This is a genomic window from Mesomycoplasma moatsii (genome assembly GCF_045276915.1).
Classification (GTDB): domain Bacteria; phylum Bacillota_I; class Bacilli_A; order Mycoplasmatales; family Metamycoplasmataceae; genus UBA710.
The window spans coordinates 305,233-331,700 of the sequence record NZ_CP174166.1; the positions used below are offsets into that span (position 1 = coordinate 305,233).

General features: G+C 26.8%; 31 protein-coding genes and 1 pseudogene. 7 read left to right on the forward strand and 25 right to left on the reverse strand.

Going from position 1 to position 26,468, the window contains the following annotated elements:
• Positions 1–65 precede the first annotated feature (65 nt).
• The 20 genes and pseudogenes from rplO to rpsJ all read right to left on the reverse strand — a co-directional run bounded on the left by rplO (position 66) and on the right by rpsJ (position 9,439).
• Positions 66–503, reverse strand: coding sequence for a 50S ribosomal protein L15 (gene rplO / locus ACJA28_RS01465; protein WP_022935329.1), 438 nt, complete (start codon positions 501–503; stop codon positions 66–68).
• Between the two features lie 25 nt (positions 504–528).
• Positions 529–1,224 carry a 30S ribosomal protein S5 gene (gene rpsE / locus ACJA28_RS01470; protein ID WP_022935330.1) on the reverse strand — a complete coding sequence of 232 codons (696 nt, stop codon included), beginning with the start codon at positions 1,222–1,224 and terminating at the stop codon, positions 529–531.
• Positions 1,224–1,574, reverse strand: coding sequence for a 50S ribosomal protein L18 (gene rplR / locus ACJA28_RS01475; RefSeq protein WP_022935331.1), 351 nt, complete (start codon positions 1,572–1,574; stop codon positions 1,224–1,226). The genes rpsE and rplR overlap by 1 nt, the downstream gene beginning before the upstream one ends.
• Positions 1,575–1,587: 13 nt before the next feature.
• Positions 1,588–2,127, reverse strand: coding sequence for a 50S ribosomal protein L6 (gene rplF, locus ACJA28_RS01480; protein ID WP_022935332.1), 540 nt, complete (start codon positions 2,125–2,127; stop codon positions 1,588–1,590).
• Positions 2,128–2,136: 9 nt separating this feature from the next.
• Positions 2,137–2,538, reverse strand: coding sequence for a 30S ribosomal protein S8 (rpsH, locus tag ACJA28_RS01485; protein ID WP_022935333.1), 402 nt, complete (start codon positions 2,536–2,538; stop codon positions 2,137–2,139).
• Positions 2,539–2,541: 3 nt separating this feature from the next.
• Positions 2,542–2,727, reverse strand: coding sequence for a type Z 30S ribosomal protein S14 (locus ACJA28_RS01490; RefSeq protein ID WP_022935334.1), 186 nt, complete (start codon positions 2,725–2,727; stop codon positions 2,542–2,544).
• Between the two features lie 23 nt (positions 2,728–2,750).
• Positions 2,751–3,302: a 50S ribosomal protein L5 gene (gene rplE / locus ACJA28_RS01495; protein WP_022935335.1), complete on the reverse strand. Its 552-nt coding sequence runs from the start codon at positions 3,300–3,302 to the stop codon at positions 2,751–2,753.
• 3 nt (positions 3,303–3,305) lie between these two features.
• Positions 3,306–3,623 (reverse strand): 50S ribosomal protein L24, encoded by a 318-nt coding sequence (gene rplX, locus ACJA28_RS01500; RefSeq protein ID WP_022935336.1) that lies wholly within the window; start codon positions 3,621–3,623, stop codon positions 3,306–3,308.
• Between the two features lie 12 nt (positions 3,624–3,635).
• On the reverse strand, positions 3,636–4,004 hold the full coding sequence (rplN, locus tag ACJA28_RS01505) for a 50S ribosomal protein L14 (protein ID WP_022935337.1): 369 nt from the start codon (positions 4,002–4,004) through the stop codon (positions 3,636–3,638).
• A complete protein-coding gene (gene rpsQ / locus ACJA28_RS01510; protein ID WP_022935338.1) occupies positions 4,004–4,279 on the reverse strand; it encodes a 30S ribosomal protein S17 in 276 nt (91 codons plus the stop codon). The genes rplN and rpsQ overlap by 1 nt, the downstream gene beginning before the upstream one ends.
• A gap of 92 nt (positions 4,280–4,371) precedes the next feature.
• Positions 4,372–4,560, reverse strand: a pseudogene (gene rpmC / locus ACJA28_RS01515) (50S ribosomal protein L29); the annotation flags it as partial.
• A complete protein-coding gene (gene rplP, locus ACJA28_RS01520; RefSeq protein WP_022935340.1) occupies positions 4,560–5,000 on the reverse strand; it encodes a 50S ribosomal protein L16 in 441 nt (146 codons plus the stop codon). The pseudogene rpmC and the gene rplP, both read right to left, overlap by 1 nt.
• Positions 5,000–5,650 (reverse strand): 30S ribosomal protein S3, encoded by a 651-nt coding sequence (gene rpsC / locus ACJA28_RS01525; protein WP_022935341.1) that lies wholly within the window; start codon positions 5,648–5,650, stop codon positions 5,000–5,002. The genes rplP and rpsC overlap by 1 nt, the downstream gene beginning before the upstream one ends.
• Before the next feature lie 14 nt (positions 5,651–5,664).
• Positions 5,665–6,018 carry a 50S ribosomal protein L22 gene (rplV, locus tag ACJA28_RS01530; RefSeq protein WP_022935342.1) on the reverse strand — a complete coding sequence of 118 codons (354 nt, stop codon included), beginning with the start codon at positions 6,016–6,018 and terminating at the stop codon, positions 5,665–5,667.
• A gap of 3 nt (positions 6,019–6,021) precedes the next feature.
• Positions 6,022–6,300: a 30S ribosomal protein S19 gene (gene rpsS, locus ACJA28_RS01535; protein ID WP_022935343.1), complete on the reverse strand. Its 279-nt coding sequence runs from the start codon at positions 6,298–6,300 to the stop codon at positions 6,022–6,024.
• Positions 6,300–7,148: a 50S ribosomal protein L2 gene (rplB, locus tag ACJA28_RS01540; protein ID WP_022935344.1), complete on the reverse strand. Its 849-nt coding sequence runs from the start codon at positions 7,146–7,148 to the stop codon at positions 6,300–6,302. The genes rpsS and rplB overlap by 1 nt, the downstream gene beginning before the upstream one ends.
• Before the next feature lie 25 nt (positions 7,149–7,173).
• A complete protein-coding gene (gene rplW, locus ACJA28_RS01545; protein WP_022935345.1) occupies positions 7,174–7,629 on the reverse strand; it encodes a 50S ribosomal protein L23 in 456 nt (151 codons plus the stop codon).
• Positions 7,629–8,279, reverse strand: coding sequence for a 50S ribosomal protein L4 (gene rplD / locus ACJA28_RS01550; protein ID WP_406602223.1), 651 nt, complete (start codon positions 8,277–8,279; stop codon positions 7,629–7,631). The genes rplW and rplD overlap by 1 nt, the downstream gene beginning before the upstream one ends.
• Positions 8,272–9,102, reverse strand: coding sequence for a 50S ribosomal protein L3 (rplC, locus tag ACJA28_RS01555; protein WP_027121711.1), 831 nt, complete (start codon positions 9,100–9,102; stop codon positions 8,272–8,274). The genes rplD and rplC overlap by 8 nt, the downstream gene beginning before the upstream one ends.
• Before the next feature lie 16 nt (positions 9,103–9,118).
• A complete protein-coding gene (gene rpsJ, locus ACJA28_RS01560; protein ID WP_022935346.1) occupies positions 9,119–9,439 on the reverse strand; it encodes a 30S ribosomal protein S10 in 321 nt (106 codons plus the stop codon).
• Between the two features lie 271 nt (positions 9,440–9,710).
• On the opposite strand from rpsJ, the gene ACJA28_RS01565 reads away from it, so the two are divergent.
• The gene (locus tag ACJA28_RS01565; RefSeq protein WP_022935347.1) at positions 9,711–11,342 is read left to right on the forward strand and encodes a CTP synthase; all 1,632 of its coding nucleotides are present in this window, start codon (positions 9,711–9,713) and stop codon (positions 11,340–11,342) included.
• A 9-nt stretch (positions 11,343–11,351) separates the two neighbouring features.
• Here the strand turns inward: ACJA28_RS01565 and der are convergent, their stop codons facing one another.
• The 4 genes from der to dnaJ are packed head-to-tail and all read right to left on the reverse strand — an operon-like array spanning position 11,352 to position 14,890.
• On the reverse strand, positions 11,352–12,650 hold the full coding sequence (gene der / locus ACJA28_RS01570) for a ribosome biogenesis GTPase Der (RefSeq protein WP_022935348.1): 1,299 nt from the start codon (positions 12,648–12,650) through the stop codon (positions 11,352–11,354).
• 22 nt (positions 12,651–12,672) lie between these two features.
• The gene (gene cmk, locus ACJA28_RS01575; RefSeq protein WP_022935349.1) at positions 12,673–13,338 is read right to left on the reverse strand and encodes a (d)CMP kinase; all 666 of its coding nucleotides are present in this window, start codon (positions 13,336–13,338) and stop codon (positions 12,673–12,675) included.
• Entirely contained in the window at positions 13,325–13,771 is a 447-nt protein-coding gene (locus tag ACJA28_RS01580) for a hypothetical protein (protein ID WP_022935350.1), read from the reverse strand. The genes cmk and ACJA28_RS01580 overlap by 14 nt, the downstream gene beginning before the upstream one ends.
• Positions 13,772–14,890: a molecular chaperone DnaJ gene (dnaJ, locus tag ACJA28_RS01585; RefSeq protein WP_022935351.1), complete on the reverse strand. Its 1,119-nt coding sequence runs from the start codon at positions 14,888–14,890 to the stop codon at positions 13,772–13,774.
• Between the two features lie 178 nt (positions 14,891–15,068).
• On the opposite strand from dnaJ, the gene serS reads away from it, so the two are divergent.
• From serS to ACJA28_RS01600, 3 genes are all read left to right on the forward strand, one after another.
• Positions 15,069–16,319: a serine--tRNA ligase gene (gene serS / locus ACJA28_RS01590; protein ID WP_022935352.1), complete on the forward strand. Its 1,251-nt coding sequence runs from the start codon at positions 15,069–15,071 to the stop codon at positions 16,317–16,319.
• 84 nt (positions 16,320–16,403) lie between these two features.
• Complete coding sequence (locus ACJA28_RS01595; RefSeq protein ID WP_406602224.1) at positions 16,404–18,713, forward strand: hypothetical protein; 2,310 nt, start codon at positions 16,404–16,406, stop codon at positions 18,711–18,713.
• Positions 18,714–18,920: 207 nt separating this feature from the next.
• Positions 18,921–21,491: a hypothetical protein gene (locus ACJA28_RS01600; protein WP_022935681.1), complete on the forward strand. Its 2,571-nt coding sequence runs from the start codon at positions 18,921–18,923 to the stop codon at positions 21,489–21,491.
• Between the two features lie 161 nt (positions 21,492–21,652).
• Here the strand turns inward: ACJA28_RS01600 and ACJA28_RS01605 are convergent, their stop codons facing one another.
• A complete protein-coding gene (locus ACJA28_RS01605; protein ID WP_022935682.1) occupies positions 21,653–22,606 on the reverse strand; it encodes a hypothetical protein in 954 nt (317 codons plus the stop codon).
• 272 nt (positions 22,607–22,878) lie between these two features.
• On the opposite strand from ACJA28_RS01605, the gene greA reads away from it, so the two are divergent.
• The 3 genes from greA to dnaG are packed head-to-tail and all read left to right on the forward strand — an operon-like array spanning position 22,879 to position 26,467.
• The gene (greA, locus tag ACJA28_RS01610) at positions 22,879–23,349 is read left to right on the forward strand and encodes a transcription elongation factor GreA (RefSeq protein ID WP_022935498.1); all 471 of its coding nucleotides are present in this window, start codon (positions 22,879–22,881) and stop codon (positions 23,347–23,349) included.
• A 13-nt stretch (positions 23,350–23,362) separates the two neighbouring features.
• A complete protein-coding gene (locus ACJA28_RS01615; RefSeq protein WP_022935497.1) occupies positions 23,363–24,739 on the forward strand; it encodes a glycine--tRNA ligase in 1,377 nt (458 codons plus the stop codon).
• Positions 24,740–26,467 (forward strand): DNA primase, encoded by a 1,728-nt coding sequence (dnaG, locus tag ACJA28_RS01620; RefSeq protein ID WP_022935496.1) that lies wholly within the window; start codon positions 24,740–24,742, stop codon positions 26,465–26,467. It begins immediately after the preceding gene.
• Position 26,468: the final 1 nt, after the last annotated feature.

Sequence of the window (26,468 nt, forward strand, 5' to 3'; positions counted from 1 at the left end):
AAAAAGAAATATCTTTGAAAAAAAAAGAGAGATACTATTAGTTATTTTTTTAAAAAAATTCACTATTAGATTACCTCTACTTTACCTCCAGCTGCTTCAACAGCTTTAATTGCATTTTGAGAAGCTGCATTAACTTTAATAATCATTTTTTTTGTTAATTTACCATTTGCTAATAACTTAATTGGTAAATTTTTATTTCTTGCCAATTTTGCTTTGTGTAATAATTCAGCATCTACTGTATCATTTGCATTAAATTTTGCTTCTAACGAAGATAAAGAAACTATTTGATATTCGATATGGTTAATATTGTCAAAACCTCTTTTAGGTAAACGTCTAAATCAAGGTGTTTGTCCACCTTCAAACCCCGGACGATGCCCGTGACGTTTATTTTGACCTGATTGACCTTTCCCTGCTTGTTTACCTTTTCCAGCAGCATGACCACGACCTACACGATGTTTTTTAATTCTTGAACCTTCATTAGGTTTTAAGGTATGTAATTTCATAATAGTTTCTCCTTTTTATTTAGTTTTATTTTTTAAGAATATGATCTACACTTACATCTCTTAATGATGCTAGTTTTTCAACAGTTCTTAATTGTTTCAATGCTTTAATTGCTACTTTAGCAGCATTTTGTTTGGTTCTTGAACCATATGATTTTGTATAAATATCTGTATAACCTGCAAGTTCAACAACTGTTCTAACTGTTCCAGAAGCAACAATTCCTTTCCCTTTAGGAGCAGGTTTTAAGAGAATTTGACTTGCTGAATATTTAGCTTTAATCTCATGAGGAATAGTTGATTTGTTAATGATTGGTACTTCAATCAAATTATTCTCAGCATTTTTAAATGCTTTTCTAATAGCATCTGGAACTTCATTTGCTTTACCGTGGCCTAAACCAACTTTCCCTTTTTTATTACCAATAGCTACAACTGCTGAAAATGAAAATCTTCTTCCACCTTTAACAACAGTTGTAACACGAGCGATATCGATAATACGATCCTCAAATTCATATTGTTTTTTTTCTCTTATTTTGGATTTTTGTTGTTTTTTGTTTTTGTTAAATTCAGTTTCATTTTTAGCAAAATGTTCTTTTCCTTCTTTTGTTGGTTTAGAAGATTGAACTTCTTTTGTTTCATTTACTACATTTTGATCAGAAAGACTTGAAGAAGTTGCTTCTTCAATATTATTAATTTCTTTATTTTTTTCTTCAATAAAAAATGCCATTAGAATTTAATCCCTTCTGCTCTTACTGCTTCAGCAAAACTTTTAACTTTTCCATGATAAATATATCCTGATCTATCAAAAACAATTTCGTTAATTTTTAATGATTTAATTTTTTTGCCCATTTCATGACCTAATTTTTCAGCAGCTTTAATATTTCCACTATATTCTTTTTCGCTAATTGTTGAAGCGCTTGTTAAAGTAATTCCTTTAGTATCATCAATTAATTGTGCATAAAAGTTTTTGTGTGATTTATAAACAGATAAACGAGGTATTTTACTAGTTCCACTTATTTTTTGTCTAATCTTTAAGTGTTTTTTAATTCTTGCTTTATTTCTCGAATTTATTTTCATAATTTAACCTCTTTTACTTAGAAGCTGCTTTCCCTTCTTTTCTTCTAATTGTTTCATTATCATACATAATACCTTTACCTGAATATACATTAGGTTTTCTTACTTTTCTTAAAACTGCTGCGAATTCTCCAACTTTTTGTTTATCAATCCCTGTGACAATCATTTCAGTTGGTTTAGGAATTTCTAATTTTAACTCTGTTGGAATATCAATTAAGTATGGATGCGAATAACCGGCATAAATTTCTACTTTATTACCTACTAATGAAGCTTTATAACCAACTCCTTTAATCAAAAGTTTCTTTGAAAAACCTTCACTTACACCTTTTAACATTCCTGCTAATAATGAGTTTGTAGTGCCATGTAATTGTTTGGTGTGTTTTTCCTCATTAGCTCTTACCAGAGTAATTTTATCGTCTTCAATATTAATAGAAATTAATGTTGAAAATTGTTTCTTTAACTCTCCTTTAGGACCTTTAACAGTAATTAAATTTTGATTATTTTCCAAAGTAACACCAGAAGGTATTGTAAGAATTCGATTTCCTACTCTAGACATTAATACCTCCTATCAAATATAGGCAATAACTTCACCGCCTACATTTTCCTTTCTTGCTTCTTTATCTGTTAATAATCCTTTTGAAGTAGAAATAATAGCAACACCAAATCCTGATTGAACAGTTGGTACTTCTTCAACAGGGACATAAACTCTTAAACCTGGCTTAGAAATTCTTTTAATATCAGTAATAACTCTTTCATTACCTTTGTATTTCAAAGTTACCAAGATTTCTTTTTTGTTATTTTCTAAAACTATTTCTTCAAATTTACTAATATAACCTTCATCTTTAATAATAGATAATATTTTCATTTTTAATTTTGAATGAGGCATTGAAACTGTTTTGTGTTTTCTAGCATTTGCATTTTTGATACGAACAATCATATCTGAAATTGGATCACTAATAAAAGCCATAAACTATCAACTCGCTTTCTTTATGCCTGGGATTTTCCCTTCATGTGCTAGATTTCTAAAACAAATCCTACAAATTTGAAATTTTCTTAATACTGCATGTGGTCGACCACATAATTGACATCTTGTATATTTTCTTGATGAAAATTTTGGATGTTTTTCAGCTTTAACTTTCAACGATTTTTTTGCCATATTTTTTTCCTTTTTATTATCTATTATTTTTGTTGATGCGCAAATGGCATTCCTAATAATTTTAGAAGTTCTAGTGCTTCATTATCAGTTTTAGCACTTGTAACAATAATTACATCTAAGCCTTTAATTTTTCTAATCTTATCAAACGAAATTTCTGGAAAAATAATTTGTTCTTTAATACCAAGAGAATAATTTCCTCTACCATCAAATGCTTTTGGATTTACTCCTCTAAAATCACGAATACGCGGAATTGAAACATTAATTAATTCATTTAAGAATGTTCACATTCTAGTTCTTCTCATGGTTACCTTCCCGCCCATTGACATTCCTTCACGTAATTTAAAAGAAGCATTTGATTTTTTAGCTTTAACAACATAAGGTTTTTGCCCAGTAATTAAAGTTAATTCATTTTGCACTTCTTCAATCGCTTTTGAATTAGAAACTTCTTTCCCAGCTGTCATATTGACAACAATTTTTTCAATTCTTGGAACTTCCATAATTGAAGAATAATTAAATTGTTTAATTAATGCAGGAACGATTTCTTTTTCATATTTAATCTGTAATGATGATTTCATATGTTAGATTTCCTTTCCTGATTTTTTATCAATTCTAATTTTTTTATCTTTTTCAATTCTATAACCAACTCTTGCAGCAATTGGTGACCCTTTTTTAGAATCTTTTGATTTTAATGCAACATTTGAAATATGAATTGAAGCTTCTTTTCTTTCGATTGAACCCTCAGCATTTTGTTGAGTAGGTTTACGATGCTTAACAACCATATTAATATCTTTTACATAAACACGATTTTTTTTGTGGTCAATTTTAGTAATAAAACCTGTTTTACCTTTTTCTACTCCAGAAATAATTACTACTTCATCATTTTTTCTTAATTTCATAATTACCTCCTTTTAAATAACCTCAGGTGCTAGAGAAACAATTTTTAAATAACCTTTTTCTCTTAATTCACGAGCTACTGGTCCAAATACCCTTGTTCCTCTTGGTGTTCCATCTTCTTTAATAATAATTACTGCATTATCATCAAATTTGATATGTGAACCATCTTTTCTTTTAATACCATACTTTGAGCGAACAATAACTGCTTTAACAACTTGACCTTCTTTTACTATTCCATTTGGTAATGCTTTTTTTACAGAACAAACAATAATATCACCAATGTTTGAAGTTTTCTTAACAGAACCACCAATATTTCTAATCAAGCCAACTTCTTTTGCTCCAGAATTATCAGCTACAACTAATCTTGATTGTTCCAAAACCATTAGTTACCTTCTTTCACATGTTCTCTAATTTTTTCTAAACGGAATGTTTTTGTTTTTGAATATGGTCTTGTTGATGTTATTTTTACAATATCACCAACTTTTGCTTCTTCTTTTTCATCATGAGCAGCAAATTTTTTAGTTTTTCTAAAACGTTTACCATACAAGGGGTGTTTAACATAAATATCAACTGCAACAATAATTGTTTTCGAGTTTTTTGTTGAAACAACACGTCCATTTAATGATTTACGATTATTCAATCTTGTTTGTTGTTCCATTATTTATTCCCTTCTTTTTTTGGTGTTGATTTTTTAGTTGATTTTTTTGATGATTTAATATTTTCTTGTTTTTGTTGTTTTTCTAAAGATTCTTTCAATTCAACTTGTTTTAAAGCTGTTAAAACTTTTGCAATATCTCTTCTAACTAATTTAATTTTATGAGTTTGATCTAACTGTTGTGTTTTGTTTTTTCATCCAAGGGTAAATGATTCAGCTTTTAAATCATTTAGCAATTCATTTAATTCTGTTTTTGACTTATTTTCAATATCTTTGAATTTCATTATTTACCACCATTCTCAGCTACTGATGATTCAACTCTTGAAAGAATTTTTACTTTAACTGGGAGTTTATGACCACCAAGTCTTAAAGCTTCTTTTGCAATTTCTTCACTCACACCCTTAACTTCAAACATCATAGTATTTTCTTTAACAACAGCAACTCATTTTTCAGGATTACCTTTTCCTTTACCCATACGAACACCGATTGGTTTAGATGTTAGTGATAAATGAGGAAAAATTCTGATAATAACTTGTCCTTCACGACCCATTTTACGTGTAATTGCAATCCTTGCAGCTTCAATTTGTCTTGCAGTAATTCAAGCTGAGGTTTTTGCTTGCAAACCAAATTCTCCAAAAGAAACTTTATTCCCTCTAAATGCTTTACCCCGATCATGGTAAATTTTGAATGATTTACGATGTTTTGTTCTTTTAGGTTGCAACATTATTTACCACCTTCTTTCACATCACCAAGCGATAATCAAACTTTTACTCCGATAGCTCCATAAGTAGTTCTAGCTGTAGCAGTAGCATAATCAACATTTTGCCTTAAAGTATGTAATTTCATTTCACCTTCTGAATATCCTTCTGATCTAGCCATATCAACACCATTTAAACGACCACTAACTTTTGTTTTTATTCCTGAAGCTCCTGCTTTCATCGCATCACGAATAACCTGTTTTTGAGCATTTCTAAATGAACCACGATTTTCTAATTTAATTGCTATATCTTCAGCTAATAATTTAGCATTTAAAGAAGGGTTTTCAATCACTACTACTTCAATATTTAAATTAAGACTTTTATTTTTAGTAAATTTTTGAATATTTTTTGTTAATGTCTTAATATTATTGCCTTCTTGACCTAAAACAACACCTGGTTTTGCTGTATGAATAAATACTGTTACTTTGCCATTTTGCAATCTCTTAATTTCAACTTTTCCAATCCCATATTCTCTTGTAAATTGATCTAAATATTGGTAAATTTTTTGATCTTCTAGTAGAAGTCTAGGAAAATTATTTTTATCTGCATATCAAACAGTATTATGTGGCTTTGTAATTCCGTAACGGAATCCATTTGGATTAACTTTTTGTCCCATTTAATTACCTTCCTTTATTTTGCTTCTACAACTTGTTCTTCAAGTTTTATGATCATATGAGATGTTCTTTTAAAAATTGAATATGCTCTACCTTGAGCTCTTGGTTGAAATCTTTTTAATGTAGGTCCTTCATTAATTAAAACTTCCGCTAAAAACAATTTGTCTACATTCATCCCTTTATTATTAACAGCATTTGCAATAGCCGATTGCAATAATTTAAGCAATAATCTAGCTGCTTTTTTGTTTGAATTTTTTAATATTGATAAAGCTTCAGATGATGTTTTATATCTAATAAGATCAGCAACAAGACGCGCTTTTTGCGCTGAAATTCTTTGTAATTTTAATTGTGCAATTGCTTGTGTTTTCATAAATTACTTTTTCTTTCCTTTATCAGCACCATGACCTGTGTATGTTCTTGTTGGTGAAAATTCTCCAAGTTTGTGTCCAACCATATCATCTGTTACATAAACATCAATAAATTTTTTACCATTGTGCACTTGGAATGTTAAACCAACAAACTCCGGAAATATTGTTGAACGTCTTGATCAAGTTTTAATTGGTTTTTTAGGAGCTTTTTTTGAATTGATTGCTTCAACTTTTTTTAATAAATGCTCATCAGCAAATGGTCCTTTTTTAAGTGATCTAGCCATTATTTTTCAACTCCTTTCCGTCTTCTTATAATCAATTTATTTGATGATTTTTTAGTATCTCTTGTTTTAACTCCAAGCGCTTTTTTACCTCATAGTGTCATTGGACTTTTACGACCAATAGGTTGCTTACCTTCTCCACCACCATGTGGGTGATCAATTGGGTTCATTACTGAACCTCTAACTGTTGGTCTAATTCCTTTGTGACGATTTCTACCAGCTTTACCAATGTTTACTAGTGAATGTTCTTCATTTCCAACAACCCCAATTGTTGCTCTTGCTTTTGGTAAAAATTTTCTTACTTCACCCGATTTTAATCTTACAATAACATATTTTTTGGCTTCATCCATTCCAAGAATTTGAGCAGAAGAACCTGCTGATCTTGCTAATTTTGCTCCAGCTCCAGGTTGTAATTCTAAATTATGAATAAATGTTCCTTCAGGAATATTTTCAAGTGGCAAAGTATTTCCTACTTTAATATCAACGTTAGGTCCTGAAATGATTTTATCTCCGACTTCTAAACCTTTTGGATGAATAATATATCTTTTTTCTCCATCAGCATAAACAATTAATGAAATGTTTGAAGATCTATTTGGATCATACTCAATTGAAACAACTTTACCTTCAATTCCATCTTTGTTTCTTTTAAAATCAATGATTCTATACTTTCTTTTTACTCTTGAACCTTTATGTCTTGTTGTTATTTTACCTTGATTATTTCTACCTGATTGCGGTTGTAATGTAACTAACAATGATTTTTCAGGTTCATGACCACTAAGATTTTGTTTGTAATCTAGCACTGTCATATTACGACGACCATTTGTTGTTGGCTTTAAATACTTAATTGCCATGATTTTCTCCTTTGCTTAAAAATATTTATTTTTTTTCTTCTAAGCTTTTATCTTTAGTTTCTTTTTCGGTTTTTATTACTTTTTCTTTAGAAGCTTTTTTAATTTTTTCTTCTGCTCTTTTTTCTATTTCAGAAACCTCTTTAATTTTCGCTTTTACTTTTTCTTCTTTATTTTCTTTTAATTCTTTATCTGTTGCAATTCCCTCTTCTGGGAGAATTTGAATTGTTCCTTCTGACAATTTAATAATTGCTTTTTTATAACCAGCAACAAAACCACTATATCTACCTACCTTTTTTGGTTTTTTTGGCACATTAAAAGTATTAATTTTATCTACTTTAACTTGAAATATAAATTCTACTGCTCTTTTAATATCAAATTTTGTTGCTCTTCTATCAACAGCAAATGTATAAATGTTTTCTTGCATTTGTTGATAAGTTTTTTCGGTTAATATTGGATATTTAATAATGTCTGTTATATTCATTATTTAACCATCCCTTCTAGTTTTTTAACGTCATCAGAAGTTAATATCAAAGCATCAGTTCACAACAAAGCTTCTACTGTTAGAGCATTTAATTTAATTGCTGCAACATTAGGAATATTGCTTGATGATTTGTATATATTTTCATCACTTGATACAATAATAATTTTTTTTCTTCCCTCTAAATTCAATCCACTAAGTTGTTTCAATAATTCTTTTGTTTTGGGTTTGTCTAATTTGATAGAATCATTAATCAATACTGAACCTTCTTTTGCAAGTAAAGATAATGCTGAAAAGAATGCTAATTTTCTTACTTTTTTATTTACTTTTATTTTGTAATTTCTTTCAGTTTTTGGTCCAAATGCACGTCCACCACCTACAAATTGAGGAGATCTTAAAGAACCTTGTCTTGCTCTACCTGTACCTTTTTGTTTTCAAGGCTTTTTACCTGTACCCGAAACATCTGCTCTTGATTTAACACTGTGTGTTCCCTGACGTCTAGAAGCACGTTCCATCATTACAGTATCAAACATTACTTGTTCGTTAATCTTTGCTTCAAACACTTCTTTTGGTAACTTAACATTATTATTTAAAGGTTTAAACTTTGGAGATTCATTTTTTTGAGCTTTGTCACTTTTAACTTTGTTAGCCATTATTTATCTCCTCCTTTTCCTTACCTTCATTTTCTATTTCTTTTTCTTCTTTAGCTTGTTCTACAACTTCTTTCATTTCTTCTACTGACATATCAGAATTAATTTCGGCTCCGAATTTTTTACTTTCTTCAAGTAATTCATTTTTTTCAATTTCTTCTCTAAAATTAACAAGTTTAATTTCTGATTTGTTTGGAAGTTGTTTTATAGCTTGTTTAATAATGATATATCCTTTATTTGGCCCAGGAACCGATCCTTTAATTAAAATGTAATTATCTTTTTCATTTACATTAACAACAACCAAATTTTGAACTGTTCTTTGAACATGACCTAGATGTCCAGGCATAGTCATTCCTTTAAAAACCTTATTACCTGAAATATCTCCAAGAGAACCTGTTTGACGAATCGGTTGAGAACCACCACCACCTCCGTGTGATTTAGGTCCAATATGTTGATTTCATCTCTTAATTGTTCCGGCAAACCCCTTACCTTTTGAAATACCTGTAACGTCCACTAATTCACCAGATACAAATATTGATGCTTTGACTTCATCTCCTAAATTGTAACCACTCATACCACGAATTTCTTTTACAAAACGTTTAGGAGTTGTATTAGCTTTTTTAAAATGATTAATCATTGCTTTAGATGAGTGTTTTTCTTTTTTTTCACCAACAGACAATTGAATAGCATCATAACCATTTTTGTCTTTTGTTAAAACTTTTGTCACTATATTTTTTTCAATGCTAACGATAGTAACAGGAATTGAATAACCATGATCAGAATAAATCTGAGTCATTCCAATTTTTCTTCCTAAAATTCCTTTCATAATTTCCTACCTTAAGTTATTTACTATTGTTTGATCTTGTAATTAATTCAATATTTACACCTGCTGGTAATTCTGCTCTTTGTAATTTTTCCATTAATTCTTTTGATGGATCTTTTAAAACAATCAATCTTTTATGTGTTCTTCTTTCAAATTGTTCACGAGATTTTTTGTTAATATGAACAGAACGCAAAATTGTAAATTCTTCGTATTTTGTTGGCAATGGAACTGGTCCACTATATTTTGCGCCAATCGACTTAATCGCTTGAATAACTTTTATCGCTGCTTGGTCAACTAATTGTGATTCATAAGCAGATAATTTAATGTTTACTTTTTCCATATATTTTCAAGTTGTCTCCTTTTGTTCTTTTTGAACTAGCTCCACATAAATACATGATATACGATAGACAACTATTCTCCGTGTATCAAGAACCTCATGCTTCTTAGCTAACGTTGCACTAGAATTATAACAAGTTTTTTTATTCGAAAGTTAAATTATTTCAACTATAATTTTTGAATAGATTTTTAAAGATATACCAAGCATTAACTCAAAGATTTGAAAACGATTTTCAAATCTTTGAGTTTAAAAAATTTTTGGAGAAATTAATCAAATGAAGAAAGAAACAAAACAAATTAAAAGTAATAAAACAAAAGTAATTTTTGTAACTGGTGGTGTTATTTCAGGAATTGGTAAGGGAATAGCAGCAGCTTCGCTTGGAAATATATTAAAGTCACGCGGATTCAAAATATTTATGCAGAAATTAGATTGTTATCTAAATATTGATCCTGGAGTTTTATCTCCTTATGAACATGGAGAAGTTTTTGTAACTGAAGATGGAGGGGAAACAGACTTAGATTTAGGTCATTATGAAAGATTTATTGATGAGAATCTTCTAAAAGAATCAAATTACACAACAGGAAAAATTTATAAAAGAATTTTTGAAAATGAGAGAAAAGGAAAATACGAAGGTAAAACTGTTCAATTAGTTCCTCACTTTACTAATGAGATTATTAAAGTTATTGATTCAGCAATAAAAAAAGAAAAACCTGATTTTCATATTGTTGAAATCGGTGGAACTGTAGGAGATATTGAATCTAATCCATTTTTAAAGGCTATTAGCGACTATAGTTTTCAAAATACAAACTCAACTTTTTTTATTCATGTTACTTTTGTTCCTTGATTAAACGCTTCACGTGAATTTAAAACCAAACCAACACAAAATTCTTTATCAACATTAGCATCTAATGGGATTAGACCAAATATGATATTTCTAAGATCACAAAATCAAATTAGTGATACCATTATCAATAAAATTGCAAATAATACTTATATCCCAAAAGATAACATTGTTGCTTTACCTGATTTTGATTCGGTTTATAAAATCCCACTTTACTTAGAATCACAAAATGTTTGCGAAAAAATATTGAAACATTTTTCTCTAAAAGGGAAAAAATCTAATTTGGTCGAATGAGAAAAATTTGTAAACAAAATTGAAGCTCCTAACAAAACCGAAATAAATATTGCTATGGTTGGTAAATATGTAGAACTTGAAGATGCATATAAATCTATTAAAGAAGCTTTACTTATTAGTAGTGTTCACAAAAATGCTCATCTTAATTTAAAATGGATTTCCTCTGTTGAAATTGATGAAAAAAATGTTAATTTAAAATTAAGAGATATTGACGGCGTTGTAGTTTTACCAGGTTTTGGAAAACGAGGATTTGAAGGAAAAGTAATTAGTGTAAATTACACTAGAGAAAATAAAATTCCTACCCTAGGAATTTGCTTTGGGATGCAAGCAATGACAATAAATCAGGCAAGATTAAAAGGAATTAAAAATGCCACTTCAAGCGAAATAAGTGATAAAGGAACTTTTATTTTAGATATTATAGAAGGTAAAGATAAAGAAAATATTGGTGGTACTCTAAGACTTGGTTTGGGTTCGATTGATTTAGTTGAAGGATCACTAATTCACAAAATTTATGGACAAAATAAAATTTACGAAAGAAGTAGGCATCGTTACGAAGTTAATCAAAAATATATATCTAAATTAAAAGATAAAGAATTTCAATTTAGTGGTTACCATGGTGATGAACAACTTGTTGAAGTCTGTGAATTAACTAATCATCCTTTTTATATCGGAGTACAGTATCATCCTGAATTTACTGCTAGGCCATTAAAACCATCAAAATTATTTTCTGCTTTTATTGAAAGCATTTTAAAAATTAAAAGACAACAATAAAATTAATATTTATTCATTTTTATTTTTAAAAATAAGATTGATCGGTGTTCCTTGAAAGTCAAAATTTTCTCTTAATTGATTTTCAAGATATCTTTTATACGTAAAATGTAAATGTTTTTTATCGTTAACAATTAATAAAAAAGTTGGTATAAATCCTTCAATTTGTTTAATGTAATTAATAATTAATCTTTTGCCTTTAAATGTAGGAGCAGGTTGTATTTGTTGACTTTCTAAAATAACCTCATTTAAAACGGATGTTTTAATTTTTCTTTCAATATTTTGTTTAACTTTTAAAATTAAGTCTTTAAGTTTTTCAATTCTTTGATTTTCTAAAACAGAAATAAAAATTATTGGAGCTCAAGAAATAAATTTAAATTCTTTTTTTATTTTCTTAATAAATTCATTCATAGTATTTGTATTTTTGTTAATTAAATCTCATTTATTAATCACTAAAATAATTGGTTTATTGAACTCTAATGCATAACCAGCTATTCTTGCATCAAAATGCGATAAATCTTTCGTTGCATCAATTACTAATAATGTTAAATTAGACTCTTCAAGTGAATTAAAAGCACGATTTAAAGCATAATGATCAACTGATTCAAGTAGCTTCGATTTTCTATTAATTCCTGCTGTATCAATAATTTCAAATTCTTGACTATTAATTTTAATTTTTGCATTAACTGAATCTCTTGTTGTTCCAGGTATTTTAGAAACAATTGATCGTTTCTCATTTATCAATTTATTTAACAAAGAAGATTTACCTGCATTTGGTTTACCAATAATTGATAACTTAAAAAAATTATTTTTTTGATTATTAGATCAATCTAATTTATCAAAAATACCATCCATTAATTCTCCAGTTCCTTCACCATGCAAAGCAGAAATTGGATACATTTCATCGATACCCAAAGAATAAATTGTTGAATCAAAAGATTTATTTCCTTCAACTTTATTAATAGCAACAATCACTTTTTTATTTGCTTTTCTCAAAATATTAATAACAAGTAAGTCTTCTTTTGTTATTTCTTGTAATCCATCGACTACAAAAACAACTAAATCTGCTTCTCTTATAGCAATTTCGGCCTGCAACTTAATATCATTGACAAATTCTTTTTTTTCGTCAGTAATTCCACCTGTATCAATAATTTCAAATTCTTTACCTTGTCATTTTGCTTTCTGATAAAGTCTATCTCTAGTTACGCCTGGTTCATCATAAACAATTGATTGTCTTCTACCAATCATTCTATTAAACAAAGTAGATTTGCCTACATTAGGCTTTCCAACTAAAGCAACAAGATTTTTCATAATTGTTTTAATTATATATAGTTTAATTCATTTTCTCTTTTGCTAAAGTTATGATTTTGTCTATTACTTGTTCCAAAGTTAAATTTGAAGTATCTATTTCAATCGCATCTTCAACTTTAATTAAAGGTGTGTTTTTACGCTCGCTATCTCTACGATCTCGATCAACAATATTTTTCAAAACTTCTTTTTCATCAATCTTCTCACCTTTTTCTAAAAGTTGTTTTACTCTTCTTTTAACTCTAACTTCATTTGAAGCAGTTAAAAATATTTTTAGTTCTGCATCTTTTAAAACAACCGAACCAATATCTCTTCCTTCCATAATAACTCCAGGTTTAAGTTTTGCAATTTCTTGTTGTTTTTTAACACAAAATTCTCTAACTGATTTTAATTTAGCTACTTTAGATGCTGCAATTGAAATATTATCAACTAATAACCTAGAAGATACATCTAGATTGTTTAATTTAACAATATTATTAGGTAATAACTCAATTTTTATTTGAGAAATTTTGTTCATTATTTCAGATTCGTTGTTAAGATCTATATTATTTTCTAAACAATAAAAACCAATTGCTCGATACATCAGTCCTGTATTAATAAAAACTAAATCTAATTTATCTGCAACTATCTTTGCTATTGTACTTTTACCAACACCTGAAGGACCATCAATTGCAATATTAATTTTTTTCATTTTGTTTATCCTTACTTTCTACAATGTTAATTCTATTAATTTTTAGATCAGTTGTTCCTTGATCAATTTTATCTTCTAAATCTTCACGAGCAACAAATTCTAAAAAATGTTCATTAATTATTGAATCATTTTTGTGAGAATTAAAATCCTTAGTTTGTTTGTTATTGTTTTTTGGGCTTTCATTTTGTTCAATAAAATTTAACAACTTTTCAATTTCTTTTTTTTCTTCAAATCTTTTATTCAAAACATTATAGTTATTCTTTTTAGAATAATAACCCGATTTTTTATAAGCAGATTCAATATCAAAATCAATTGACTTAAACATTTCTTTTAGTTCTTCATCAGTATTAACAATCGAAAAATGAATATTCTCATTTGAATCAATTTCTTCTCTATATTTTCTTCATTTATTGATTCTACTTTTTTTATTCATTTATTTATTATCTCCAACTTTTTTAATTCATACACTTGATTGATCATCTTTGTTGTTTTTTAAAATTTCAGCAACTTTTTCTTTTTCTTTTTTAGACATTTTTGGAATATAAACTTTTACATGAAGCTTTAGATCTCCATATTTCTTGGTACCAATAACTTTAAATCCTTTATTCTTAATTGTTAAAATATCTCCAGATTTAATATCATTAGACAAAGTTATTCTTTCAATTCCGTAAGGAGTAGGAATATTTACCTTTGCTTCGTTAATAATATCAACAAAAGAAACTGGAAAATCTAAGTGAATATTATTTTGTTCTCTTGCATAGTATTTATGCGGCTCAACATATACAACAATTATTAAATCGCCTGAAGGTCCACCATTTAATCCTGGTCCACCAAAACCTTCAACAACTACTTCTTGACCATTTTTTATACCAGCAGGGATGCTAATTTTAGTTCTTACATTTTTAGAAATGTATTTTTGTCCTTTACAATTTGAACATTTATTTTTAATTATTTTTCCTTGACCATGACATTTAGGACAAATTTCTGCTGAATTAACCACACCAAATGGAGTTCTTCTTTGTCTTGTAACTTGACCACTTCCGTTACAATCATCACAAGTTACAATATCTGATGGTTTATTTGCCCCTGTTCCATTACAAAAAGAGCAAATTTCATGTTTATTTAAATTTTCTTCAATTATTCGTCCTAAAACAGAATCAATAAAACTTATCTTTATTCTTGATTGTAATGTTTGTCCTTTTCTTGGCCGATTGTCACTTTGTCTTCTTGATCCACCACCAAAAAATGAACCAAAAATATCTCCTAAATCAACTCCTCCAAAATCAAAACTAAAATCCCCAAAAGGATTACCACCAAAACCAGCACCATGCTCAACACCTTGATGCCCAAATTGATCATATTTTTTTCTTTTATCCTCATCTGACAAAACTTCATAAGCTTCATTTATTTCTTTAAATTTCTCTTCAGCATCACTTGACTTATTAACATCTGGATGGTATTTTTTAGCTAAAGAACGATATGCTTTTTTAATTTCATCAGATGAAGCTGACTTGGATAAACCTAAAATTTCATAATAATCTCTCTTACTCATACCGCCTATTTTATCACAATTAAAATTAATTTTTAGCAAACTAAGTATTAGATTGATAAAAATAATTCAAATTGAAACATGATTTAATTTTTTGAAATAAGCAAATCCATTTTATAGTCTCATATAGATTACCTTAACTTAAAATCAAATTAATTTACTAGTGTAAAATTTATAAATTATGTTAGATAGTAAACTAATTCAAAAAAATATTAACTATGTGATAGAAAAACTTAAAACAAGAAACGTAGACGAAGTATTATTAAAAAATTTGTCACAAAACATTAATGAAAGAAATAAATTAATCTTTAAATTAAATGAAAAACAAGAAGAAAAGAATTCTATTTCTTCTTTACTTTCGTCAAACAAAAATAGTGAATTATTAGTAAAAGCTCTAAAAGTTAAAAATGAAATCAAAGAAATAGAAACACAAATTGAAAAATATCAAAAACAATTAGATGAAATTTTGCCAATCATTCCAAATATTCCATTAGACATTGTTCCTATAGGTCAAAATGAAAATGATAACAAAGAGATAATTAAAAAAGATAGTTTAGGGCGTGGTCTTGTAAAAAATATAAAACCTCACTATGTAATTGCAGTTGAAAAAGATATAGTAGATTTTGAACGCGGAACAAAATTGAGTGGTTCACGCTTTGCGATTTTTAAAAATGAAGGTGCTCGCTTAATAAGAGCTTTAGAAAATTTTATGTTAGATATTCATACTAAAAATGGTTATACAGAATTTTTACCACCAGTGATGGTTAAATCAAACATATTATTCGGAACTGGACAATTACCTAAATTTAAAGAAGATTTGTTCAAAATTGAAAATGAAGATTTATGGATGATTCCTACTGCCGAAGTGCCAGTAACAAATTATTTTAATGATGAAATTATTGATTTATCAAAACCAAAAAAAATGACTTCATATACTCTATGCTTTCGTTCAGAAGCAGGATCTGGCGGCAAAGACACTAGAGGTTTGATTAGATCGAGACAATTCAATAAAGTGGAAATGGTAAAAATTACTTCAAAAGAAGATGCAATGAAAGAATTTGAATCTTGTGTTAGAGATGCGGAAAACATTTTAGAACTATTAGAAATTCCTTATAGAAAAATTGTTTTATGTACAGGCGACTTAGGTTTTAGTTCTTCGATTACATACGACTTAGAATTATGATTACCTTCAGAACAAAGATTTAGAGAAGTTTCATCAATTTCTTATTTTGGTGATTTTCAAGCAAGAAGAGCAAAAATAAGATATAAAAACGAAAACAATAAAATAGAATTTGCTCACACTATAAATGGAAGTGGTTTAGCAATTGATCGAGTTTTTGCTGCGCTAATTGAACAATATCAAAATGAAGATGGAAGTATTGATATACCTCAAGTTTTAATTCCATATATGAACGGAATTGAAAAAATATAGTTGGAAAATAAAATTACTATGTAACATTTTGAAAAAAAAAAAAAAAAACTTATAATTATGTTTGTTCCTAAAGGAGTGAACTTTATGAGTAAAAAAACTTATTTAATGGGCTTAGGTGCTACAACTATTTTATCTCTAATTGTACCATTAGCAGTTTCGTGTAGTAAAAATAATAAAGAATCTACCGTAAATAAAATACTATATAGTTTTTCTTCGACTTTTTCTTTGAATGATCAAGGAAAAAATTTATCAGTAACTCAATTTATTGATGAATGTAACAAAACAGAAATAATATTGGACATTTTTAGAAAATATACTAATATAAATGAATTAGAAAATAATTTAAAAAATGAAGGATTATACATTGAAATAAAATCCTATGAATCAAGTTCATCAGGAAATAGTGTTAATGTTGAAATTATAATCAAAGATAAAAATTTAGAAATAGAAATAACAAATTTAATTTTATCTGGGTTTTTAACTAATGTTGAGGATATGAATGTTATTTTAGAATCAACAATTAAACAATTTGAAAATTTAGTTGTACCAAATTTAAAAGCAAATACAAATCCGTTAATAACTTCACAAGATGTTTTTAATAAATGATACAACTCAACTGACACAAATAAAAACAAAATTATATACGATAGTATAGTCGGTTTACCGGACACTATAATACAAAATAACAAATATAATGACACTACTATTCAAATAGAAAATAATTATAGTAATGAAACAGAAGCTAAAGAATGAGTAAATTGAAATGAAGACGAATTAGATAATAATGTTAAAGGAACAAAACTTGCTATAAAATTTAGGTTTTCTATTACAAGATTAACTGTAAATGGAGAAGCAACAATTTCTAAAGATTTTGTTTTTAATGTTTTAGGTTTTTTAAGTTACCAAAAATCTTTTGATATTTTATTAGAAGAAACTAAAAATCTTATACTAGCACCTACAGTAGAAGGTCAAATTTTATCATCAAAAAAAGTTGTTGAAGAATGAAATAAAGATAATAAATCTTTATCCAAATATGTTAAAAATCTACCTATATCTACAAATGTTGCAAATGTTATTATTAAAAATGTTAACTGAGACAATGAAGCAGATATTACTGAAAGAGGTTCTGTTTTATTTGTTAGCATAGAAATACAAATGGGAAGTTTAAAAAATTCAATTCAAAGCAAAGTAAAAGGATTTACATCAGTATATACTCAGTATAATAATCAAATTCAAAACAAAGTTCAAGATATACAATTGTCATTAAAACCTAGTTCACAAAATCTTATTGTTTCAGAAATTAATAATAATAATTGAACTGAGCATATTTTAGGTATTCCTGAACAAAATGAACAATATCAAATTAATAATTTAAGTTTTGACTATACAAACGGAGATCAAGGAGAGCTTATTGTTAATTTTTATTATTCATGAACACCAGAAGAAGAGTATCAATTTAACATTCCTATTTCTAAACGGATTATAGGTTTTACCAAAAATTCAGTAAAAGCGCTAGAAAATTATTCAAAAGTTGTAGCTCAAGTAAATAAAACAAGTTTTTTAGATGATATTCAAGTAAAGGGCACAAATAAAAATCAATGATTAACTTCTTACTTTGGCTATGATCTAGGAAACAATTATTCATCTCCTGATTTAATTAAAGGTATCAAAAGGTTATGAAATATTCCGGATAATTATTTTGGTGTAATTTTTAAAATTACTAATATTAAATACTCAGAAACAGATTCATCTTTATCAACTAACGAACTAAAAATAGCTTTTGAAGTAAAAAATAAATATGATAATACCAATATTTTTGCTAAAGAATTTATTGTAAGTGGTTTTTTTGATCCTTTTGAACATTCAAATTCAAACAATAAATTAGTAAGTTTATTTTCTGTTAAAGATAATGGAGACTTTAACAAAAGAGATATTTCAAAAATGAGTCAAGTAGATAGCGAATATAAAGATCCTAATAATTGAAATGGGACATTTCAATCAACATGACCTGCTTATGGTTATAGTTATCCATATGGTCATTATGCTAATGGATGTGGATCTATTGATCCTTGAGCTGGTAGTCCTGGTGAAGCAAGTTCACAAACACAATGAACAAATTATGCTGGTCCAAGAGCAAAAAATATTATAGAAAATTTATCATCAAATAGATTTAGTGTTATGGTCAATTCAACTTTTTTTATAAAAGAATCAACTAGAAGATATGGTAATAATGATAGTGACGGAACTTGTCCTGCAACTATTGGAGTTAACTATACAATATCAACAAAAGCAAAAGATAATTATGGTAATTTAGCAATAGGAAAATATAGTGATAAAATCAAAAAAAATATAAGAGTTTGGTTTTATTTCAAAAATAGATATTGAAATGGTTAATAATTTATTTTTTTGTGATATTAAAATTTAAAAAGTACATTTTTTGTTAAAAACAATTAATGTTATTCCAATATTATCATTGTAAATTTTAATTTTGTAGTTGGTGTTATATTAATAGTTCAATAATCATATAAATCCAAATTCCTAAAAAAAAAAAAAAAGAACTATAATTTTACTTTGAATTCAAAGATTAAAAGAGGATTTGGTATGAATAAAAAACATTTGTTACTAGGTTTAGGTTCTGTGATTACCTTAGCCCCTATTTCGTTAATGGTAGTTTCTTGCGGAAAAGAAGAAATAAATAATGGACTAAACCAAAATTCAACATTATCTGATTGACAATTTATCTTAAATCAAAATGGACAGCAAATATCTGCTGATCAATTTATAGTTGAATGTAATGAAACTGATATATTATCAACCTTTAAAAAATATACAAATATAAATCAACTAGAAAGTGATTTATTGACTCAAAATATTACTTTTGTTATCAAAAAACCCATAGTTAGCACAACAGGTAATAGTATAAATTTTGAAATTGTTTTTAACGATAAAAATAAAGATCTTAATGTCCCTTACATTTTATCTGGTTTTCTTACTAATAATCAATATGCTAACAATGTTCTTGACTTAATAATAGATGATTTTAAACAAAATGTTATTCCTAATTTAAGAGCTAATTCAAATCAAACATTAACTAGTCAAGATATTTGAAATGAGTGATATCAAGCACTTCCATACAATAAAAATGTTATTTTGTTTAATAATATTCTTGGTTTTCCAAATTCGTTAATTCAATCTAATGTATACAATGGAGCTAGTGTTAAAATAGCCAACAATTTTTCAACAGAAGAACAAGCTAAGGAATGAGTTAATTGAAATTCTGATGAACCAGATGAAGGGATAAAAGGAACCAAATTATCTATTAAAATGAATTTTTCTATTTCGAAAACTTTAGAATCAAACGAAACCATTGTTGTATCAAAGGATGTTAATTTTGAAGTTGTTGGATGAACTAGTTATCAAGAAGCATTTAATTCTCTTTGCAATAATTTTGTATCAAGAAATGGTGGAATTAGAATCAAAGATTCTAGCGTGACAGCATACAATGTTTTTGTTGAATATAATAATGCAGGAGATGAATCTCAAAAATTGTTGGCTCTTAAAAAATATTTAGATTTCACCCAATTAGATATTGATTTAGGAAGTCAGATTTTAGAAGTTAAGGAAAATAAAGATAATCCATTAAGTTTAATTATAGTATCTAAATTGACATGACGTGGAATGGAAAAAAATGTTGAATTAAATATTGGTCCATTTCAATCAGATGATTCATACTTTAATACTTTAAAAGAAAATTTAAAAAATTTGAAATTATTTCCAACAAAAGAAGGACAAACAATTTCTTCTCAAGAAGTTGCTAATGAATGAAAAAGTGATCCTCAAACTTTACAAAAATATGTTTCAGGAATTCCAACTTCTGACGAAGTAGTTACATATAGAATCGCAAATGTTGATTGAGATCAAGAAGCAAATATAACTAGTCAAGGTTCAACTTTGTATATAAATATAGAACTGATATACAATAAAATTAGTGCAACAATTTCTCTAAATCCAGTTACAGGATTCTTCCCTCCATATGTTAAATATCAAAACGAATTTCTTAATAAAGTTAATCAAATTCAACTTTCTTTAAAACCAACATCAAACAATTTGATAAATTTAGATGTTAACTCTAACAATTGAAGTGAACATATTTTAGGTATTCCAGAACAAAATGATAATTATAAAATAATTAACTTAAACTTCAATTATGATGGTGGAACAAACGGAAAATTAAATGTTTCTTTTACATATTCATGAAAATCACCTATCAATTATACTTTTACTGATGAAATAAGTCAAGATATATCTGGTTTTGTTAAATATTCTGAAAGATCAAATCAAAATTTTTCTCAAGTTCTAATTCAAATGAATAAAACTAATTTTTTAGATAGTATTCAAGTTCAAGGAACCAAGAAAAGTGATTGATTAACTTCATATTTTGGTAATGATTTAGGAAGAGATTATAATTCACAACAATTGATTAACGGAATTAAAAGACTATGAAATATTCCAAATGATTATTTTGGTGTAACTTTTAAAATAACTAATATCAAATACTCAAAAACAGATTCTTCATTAAGCAACACACAATTAAAAATTGCTTTTGAACTTAAAGATAATTACAATTCAAGTAATTCTTTTAGCAAAGAATATATTGTTGATGGATTTTTAGATCCATATACTAGTCAAGCAAATGATTTGAAAACTTGAGGTGATGGATGAGAACTTAATAATAAAAATATTAGTAAATATTCACAAGTTGAATCTATTTTGCAACAGGGACAAGCAAATGCTCAAATAAATATTCTAAATGGTGGTTATTGAAGATTAGAACCATATAAGTTTTATGCTGAAGGACAAAATAATGGTGGTTATCAACAAAAATGAGTTCAATATGCTTCAGGTAAAGTTTTAGGTGTTTTAAATCAATGATATGGTGATAACAAAATCAGCATCTCTGTTTATTCAACGTCTTATGTTTGATTAGGTGAAGTAAGACATGGAAATAAAGATAGTGGAGGAACATGTGTAACTCCGATTAAAACACAAATTAAATTTACTACTAAAGCAATTGATGCTAAGGGTAATTCAGCAGAAGGTAAATATCCTGAAATCTTGACAAAAGGACTTGTTTTATGACTATATTGATCAAATCAATGATGAGGGGGATAGATAATAAATTTTAGATTTAGAGTAGATAATCATATTTTTATAAATGCATAAAATTGATAATCATTCCCCTTTAATAATTAATTAAATAATATTTTTAGAATAGAATCAAAGTAAAAAAACTCCGACGTAAGTCAGAGTTTTTTTAAACTATCTACAAATTTTTAGTTAATTTCTTCTCCAGAAGTACCATTTTCACTATTTTTAACATTCAGATCATATTTTAGAAGATAAGATCTTGAAGATAATGAATAACGATATGAATTACCATCTAATCATTGTGGTTTAGACTCAAAAGAGAATTGTAAATACGATGGTTCAATTGTATAAACAGCAACTCCATCCTTTTCAAGATTGCTTGTTTTAACAAGAATTTTAAATCCAAAAATTAGTTGTTTAACATTTTTTAAATCTTTGTTGTCATTATTTGTAAATATATCTGTTCAATTATTGCCAAATATTTTATTAAAAATAGTATTTGTTCCTGAACTCATTGAAATAGTATAAATATTGTTTCCTGCTGAATTAATATTATTAGATGATGTTTTAGATTTTAAATAACTTAAAATAGCATCTTTCTGCCCTTCTTCACTGATAGCAGAGTTAGCTAAATTAATATACTTACTACTTGTGTTAGTAAATTTTTGTGGATTAATTAAATTTGAAGATTCTATTTTTTCAACAAATTCTAATTTAGAAGTTTCAGAAAATCCAGTAATAACAATTTGTATATCTATGGGTTCTTTATTTATTTGTCCATCTTGATCATATGATTTTTCGGCAATTATTCGAAATTTTAAAGTTATCGAGTTATTTTCTCCTTCAACAACTAAATTTTCTATATCTGTTTTCTGTGTAATTAATGAAATGTCTCCATCTAATAATTTTGTTTTATTTTGTAAAATAAATTCATTATTGATTTCTTTTTTTGCTTGTTCAATTGTATAACCTTGACTTAAATCAAAAAAATTATTTGCTGTTAAATTGTTTTTGGCAACAATTTGTTTGTTTGTAGTACTAGGTTGTGTTCCTCCTCCGCTACACGAAACAACAGAAATAACTGGAACAGCAGCAAGTACTAATGTTGATGTTCCAAGCAAAATTATTTTTTTATTCATAAACTAACCTCTTCTCTAATTTTTTCAGTTTTAAAACGTTCAATCGGACCCAAACACAGCAAAATAAAACGTTATTAAAACACACTCATTATAGTTCTTTTTTTTTTTTTTTAAATTTAGTCATATTTTAATGATTACTAGATTAAAACAAACTTATACAGTTAATTAAAAATTAGAATTAGAATCAAGTTTTTTTTGTTTTGTTTTATTTACATTGTTAATGTATAATTTTAAAATATAATAAAATACGACTATATTCAAAGAGAGGTTTTATGTCAAATAATAATTCTAAAATTTTGTTAACAAAAGAAGCGATAAAAGAGCTTAAAGATGAATTAAAATATTTAGTTGAAGTTAAGAGACCTGAAGTTATTCAAGAAATTAAAGATGCAAGAGCTCAAGGAGATCTTTCAGAAAATGCTGAATATGATGCTGCAAGAGAAAAGCAAGGTCAAATTGAAGATCGTATTTTAGAAATCGAAAAAACTCTTGAAAATGCACAAGAAATCAAATCAAACAAGAAAGATACAATAGCTATTGGTTCAACTGTTGTTTTAGATAATAAATTTACAAATAAAAAAGAAACATATTCAATTGTTTCTACTTATGAAGTAGATCCATTTGAAAATAAAATTTCAAACAAATCTCCTTTAGCTCTATCTTTAATTGGTAAATCAAAGGGTGATGTTGTAATTGTAGAAGCTCCCACAAAATATGAAGTTAAAATTCTTGATATTAAATAATTTTTAAGATTCTATGAAAAACAAAGATAAAGATATGAGTGAGATAATAAACCACTTAAAAACATTTGGTTTTGTTTTTCAGTCTTCTGAAATTTATGGTGGATTGGCAAATACGTGAGACTACGGACCATTAGGAATACTTTTAATAAATAATATTAAAAAAAAATGATGAAAAGAATTTATCACTTTAGAAGAAAATAATGTTGGTTTTGATTCAAAAATTCTATTAAATTCTAAAGTTTGACAAGCTTCAGGACACTTAAGCAATTTTACTGATCCTTTAATTGAAAATAAAATAAACAATAAAAGATATCGTGCTGATCATATTTACGAAGAATTAACAAGTCAAAATTCTTCTTTGTTAACAAAAGAACAATTAGAAAAATGAATTCAAGAAAACGTAAAAGAATACGATGGTTCAAAAACAAATTGGACTAATATTAGACAATTTAATCTAATGTTTCAAACAGCTCAAGGGATTGTTGAAGATAATAAAAATATAATTTACTTAAGACCAGAAACAGCTCAAGGTATTTTTATTAATTTTAATAATGTCCAAAGATCAATGAGATTAAAATTACCATTTGGAATTGGTCAAATAGGAAAATCGTTTAGAAATGAAGTAACGCCCGGAAATTTTATTTTTAGAACTAGAGAATTCGAGCAAATGGAATTAGAATATTTTACTTATCCTGATCAAGACGAAAAATCATATAAATACTATGTAGAAAAATCAAAAAATTTTATTTTATCTTTAGGTATTAAAAAAGAATCTATAAGATTAAGAATTCACGAAAAAGAAGAATTAGCACATTATTCCAAAGGAACAACTGATATTGAATTTGAATTTCCATTTGGCTGAGGTGAATTAATGGGAATTGCAAATCGAACAGATTTTGATTTAAAATCTCATAATAAAATTTCTAACACTGAACTTAAATATTTTGATCAAGAAAAAAACGAAAGTATTATTCCATATGTGATTGAACCTTCTGTTGGTGTTGATCGTTTATTGCTTGCAATTATTGTTGATTCATTTATTAAGGAAAAATTAGAAAATAATGATGAAAGAATAGTTATGAGATTAAATTATGAAATGTGTCCATATAAAGCTTGTGTTTTACCACTTGTTAAAAAACAAGGAGAAAAAGCAAAAAGCATATTTAGAAATTTAATTAAAAAAGGATTAGATGTTCTTTATGATGAAACTGGTTCGATTGGTAAGAGATATCGCCGTCAAGATGCAATCGGAACTTATTGATGCATTACATACGATTATGATTCAGAAAAAGATGATTGTGTAACTATTAGACATCGAGACACAATGAAACAAGAAAGAATAAAAATCAATAATATCTTTGATTATATTATTAATAAAGAGGAGAAATAAATGAAAGATATTAACATTAACGATCTTATTGCTAAAGTAGATATTGTTAATGTCATTTCTAATTTTGCAAACTTAACAAAATCAGGTTCTTCGTTTAAAACTTTATGTAATGTTCATGGTGATAAAACCCCTTCTTTGTCAATTAATCCAAAAAAACAAATCTATAAATGTTTTGTTTGTGACCATGGAGGAAATGCGCTTGATTATCTAATATGAGCTCAAAAATTTAGTTGAAACCAAGCAATAGAATACTTAGTAAAAGAAAGCGGAGAAAACATTGAAGATTATCATTCTTTTATTAATACTAAAAAAATGTCTGATAAAGAAATTAAGTTAATAAAAGCTCTGAAAGATGCATCTGATTTATTTAATTACTACTTAAATATTTCTTTAGATGAAGAAAATGAAATTAAAAACTTTATTAACAAAAGAGAATTAAATAAAGATGTAATTGATAAGTTTAAATTGGGGTTTGCTCCTCATTATAATGATGAAAATTACATTTCTTTGTTAGAAAAAAAGGGAAATGATAAATCAACATTAATTAATGCTTCTTTATTGAATGACGAAGCTACATTTCCTTTTTTCTCTAATAAATTAATTTTTCCTATTTTTGACGAAAACAATAATATTGTAGCTTTTAGTGGAAGGAAAATTAGTAACGAAACATCTAATGAACCTAAATATTTAAATTCAAAAGAATCTTTGATATTTAAAAAATCATCAACTATTTATAACTATAATAACGCTAAAAATTTTGAACAATTAATTATTGTTGAAGGTTTCATGGATGTTATTGCTTTTTCTAAAATCGGAAAAGAGAACGCAATTGCTCTAATGGGTGTATCTCTTTCTAAAGAAAATATTTCTAGATTAAAAAAACACAAAGAGATTCTAATTTTTTTAGATAATGATGAAGCTGGCAAAAAAGCAACTTTAAAAATAATTAAATATCTAATACTAAACGGAATAAATGGATTTGTATTAAAAAACGACGAGGCAAAAGATCCTGATGAAATTTTAAAGGAAAAAAATGGGGAGAACAAATTAATAAAAATATTAGATTCAAAAATAGAAATGATTGATTTTATTTTTGATTATTTTATGCTAAATTTTGATCCAAATGATTTTCAATCATTAAAAAAAGCAATTATAGATATTTATGAATACTCTATAAATTTTGATGATTTTATTAAATTAGATTTAATTTCTCGAATTTCTAAAAAATTTTCAATTGAAAAAAATATTATCACTAAATATTTTGAATATAAACCAAATGTGATAGAATTAAAAGAACTTAAAAATAAGAATATTAATACAAAACAAACTTTAGAAATTGAATTAAATCAGCCACTAAATATTACTAAATTATTAATATCTATTTGGCAAAATCCTTCGTTCTTAAATTCTATTAATATCGGTAAAATATTATGACCTCGAGCAGAACATGAAAAGATATATAAAGAAATTAAAAATCATCATGAAATAGGTGAAAAAGTCTCAAATGAAACAAAAAATTTTATTGAAGAGAATAAAAAATTTTTTAAATCAAAAGAATCCTTGCCAAAAAATATCGAATCTTTTGAAGAACTTATTGTAAGAACAAAAAAAGATTCAAAAGAAGCAAAAATAAGTTACATTGATGAACTAATTTCAAAAACTAAAGACGAAGCTCATAAAGAAAAGTTGATGAAACAAAAAATAAATATACTATCAAGAAAGGATTAAT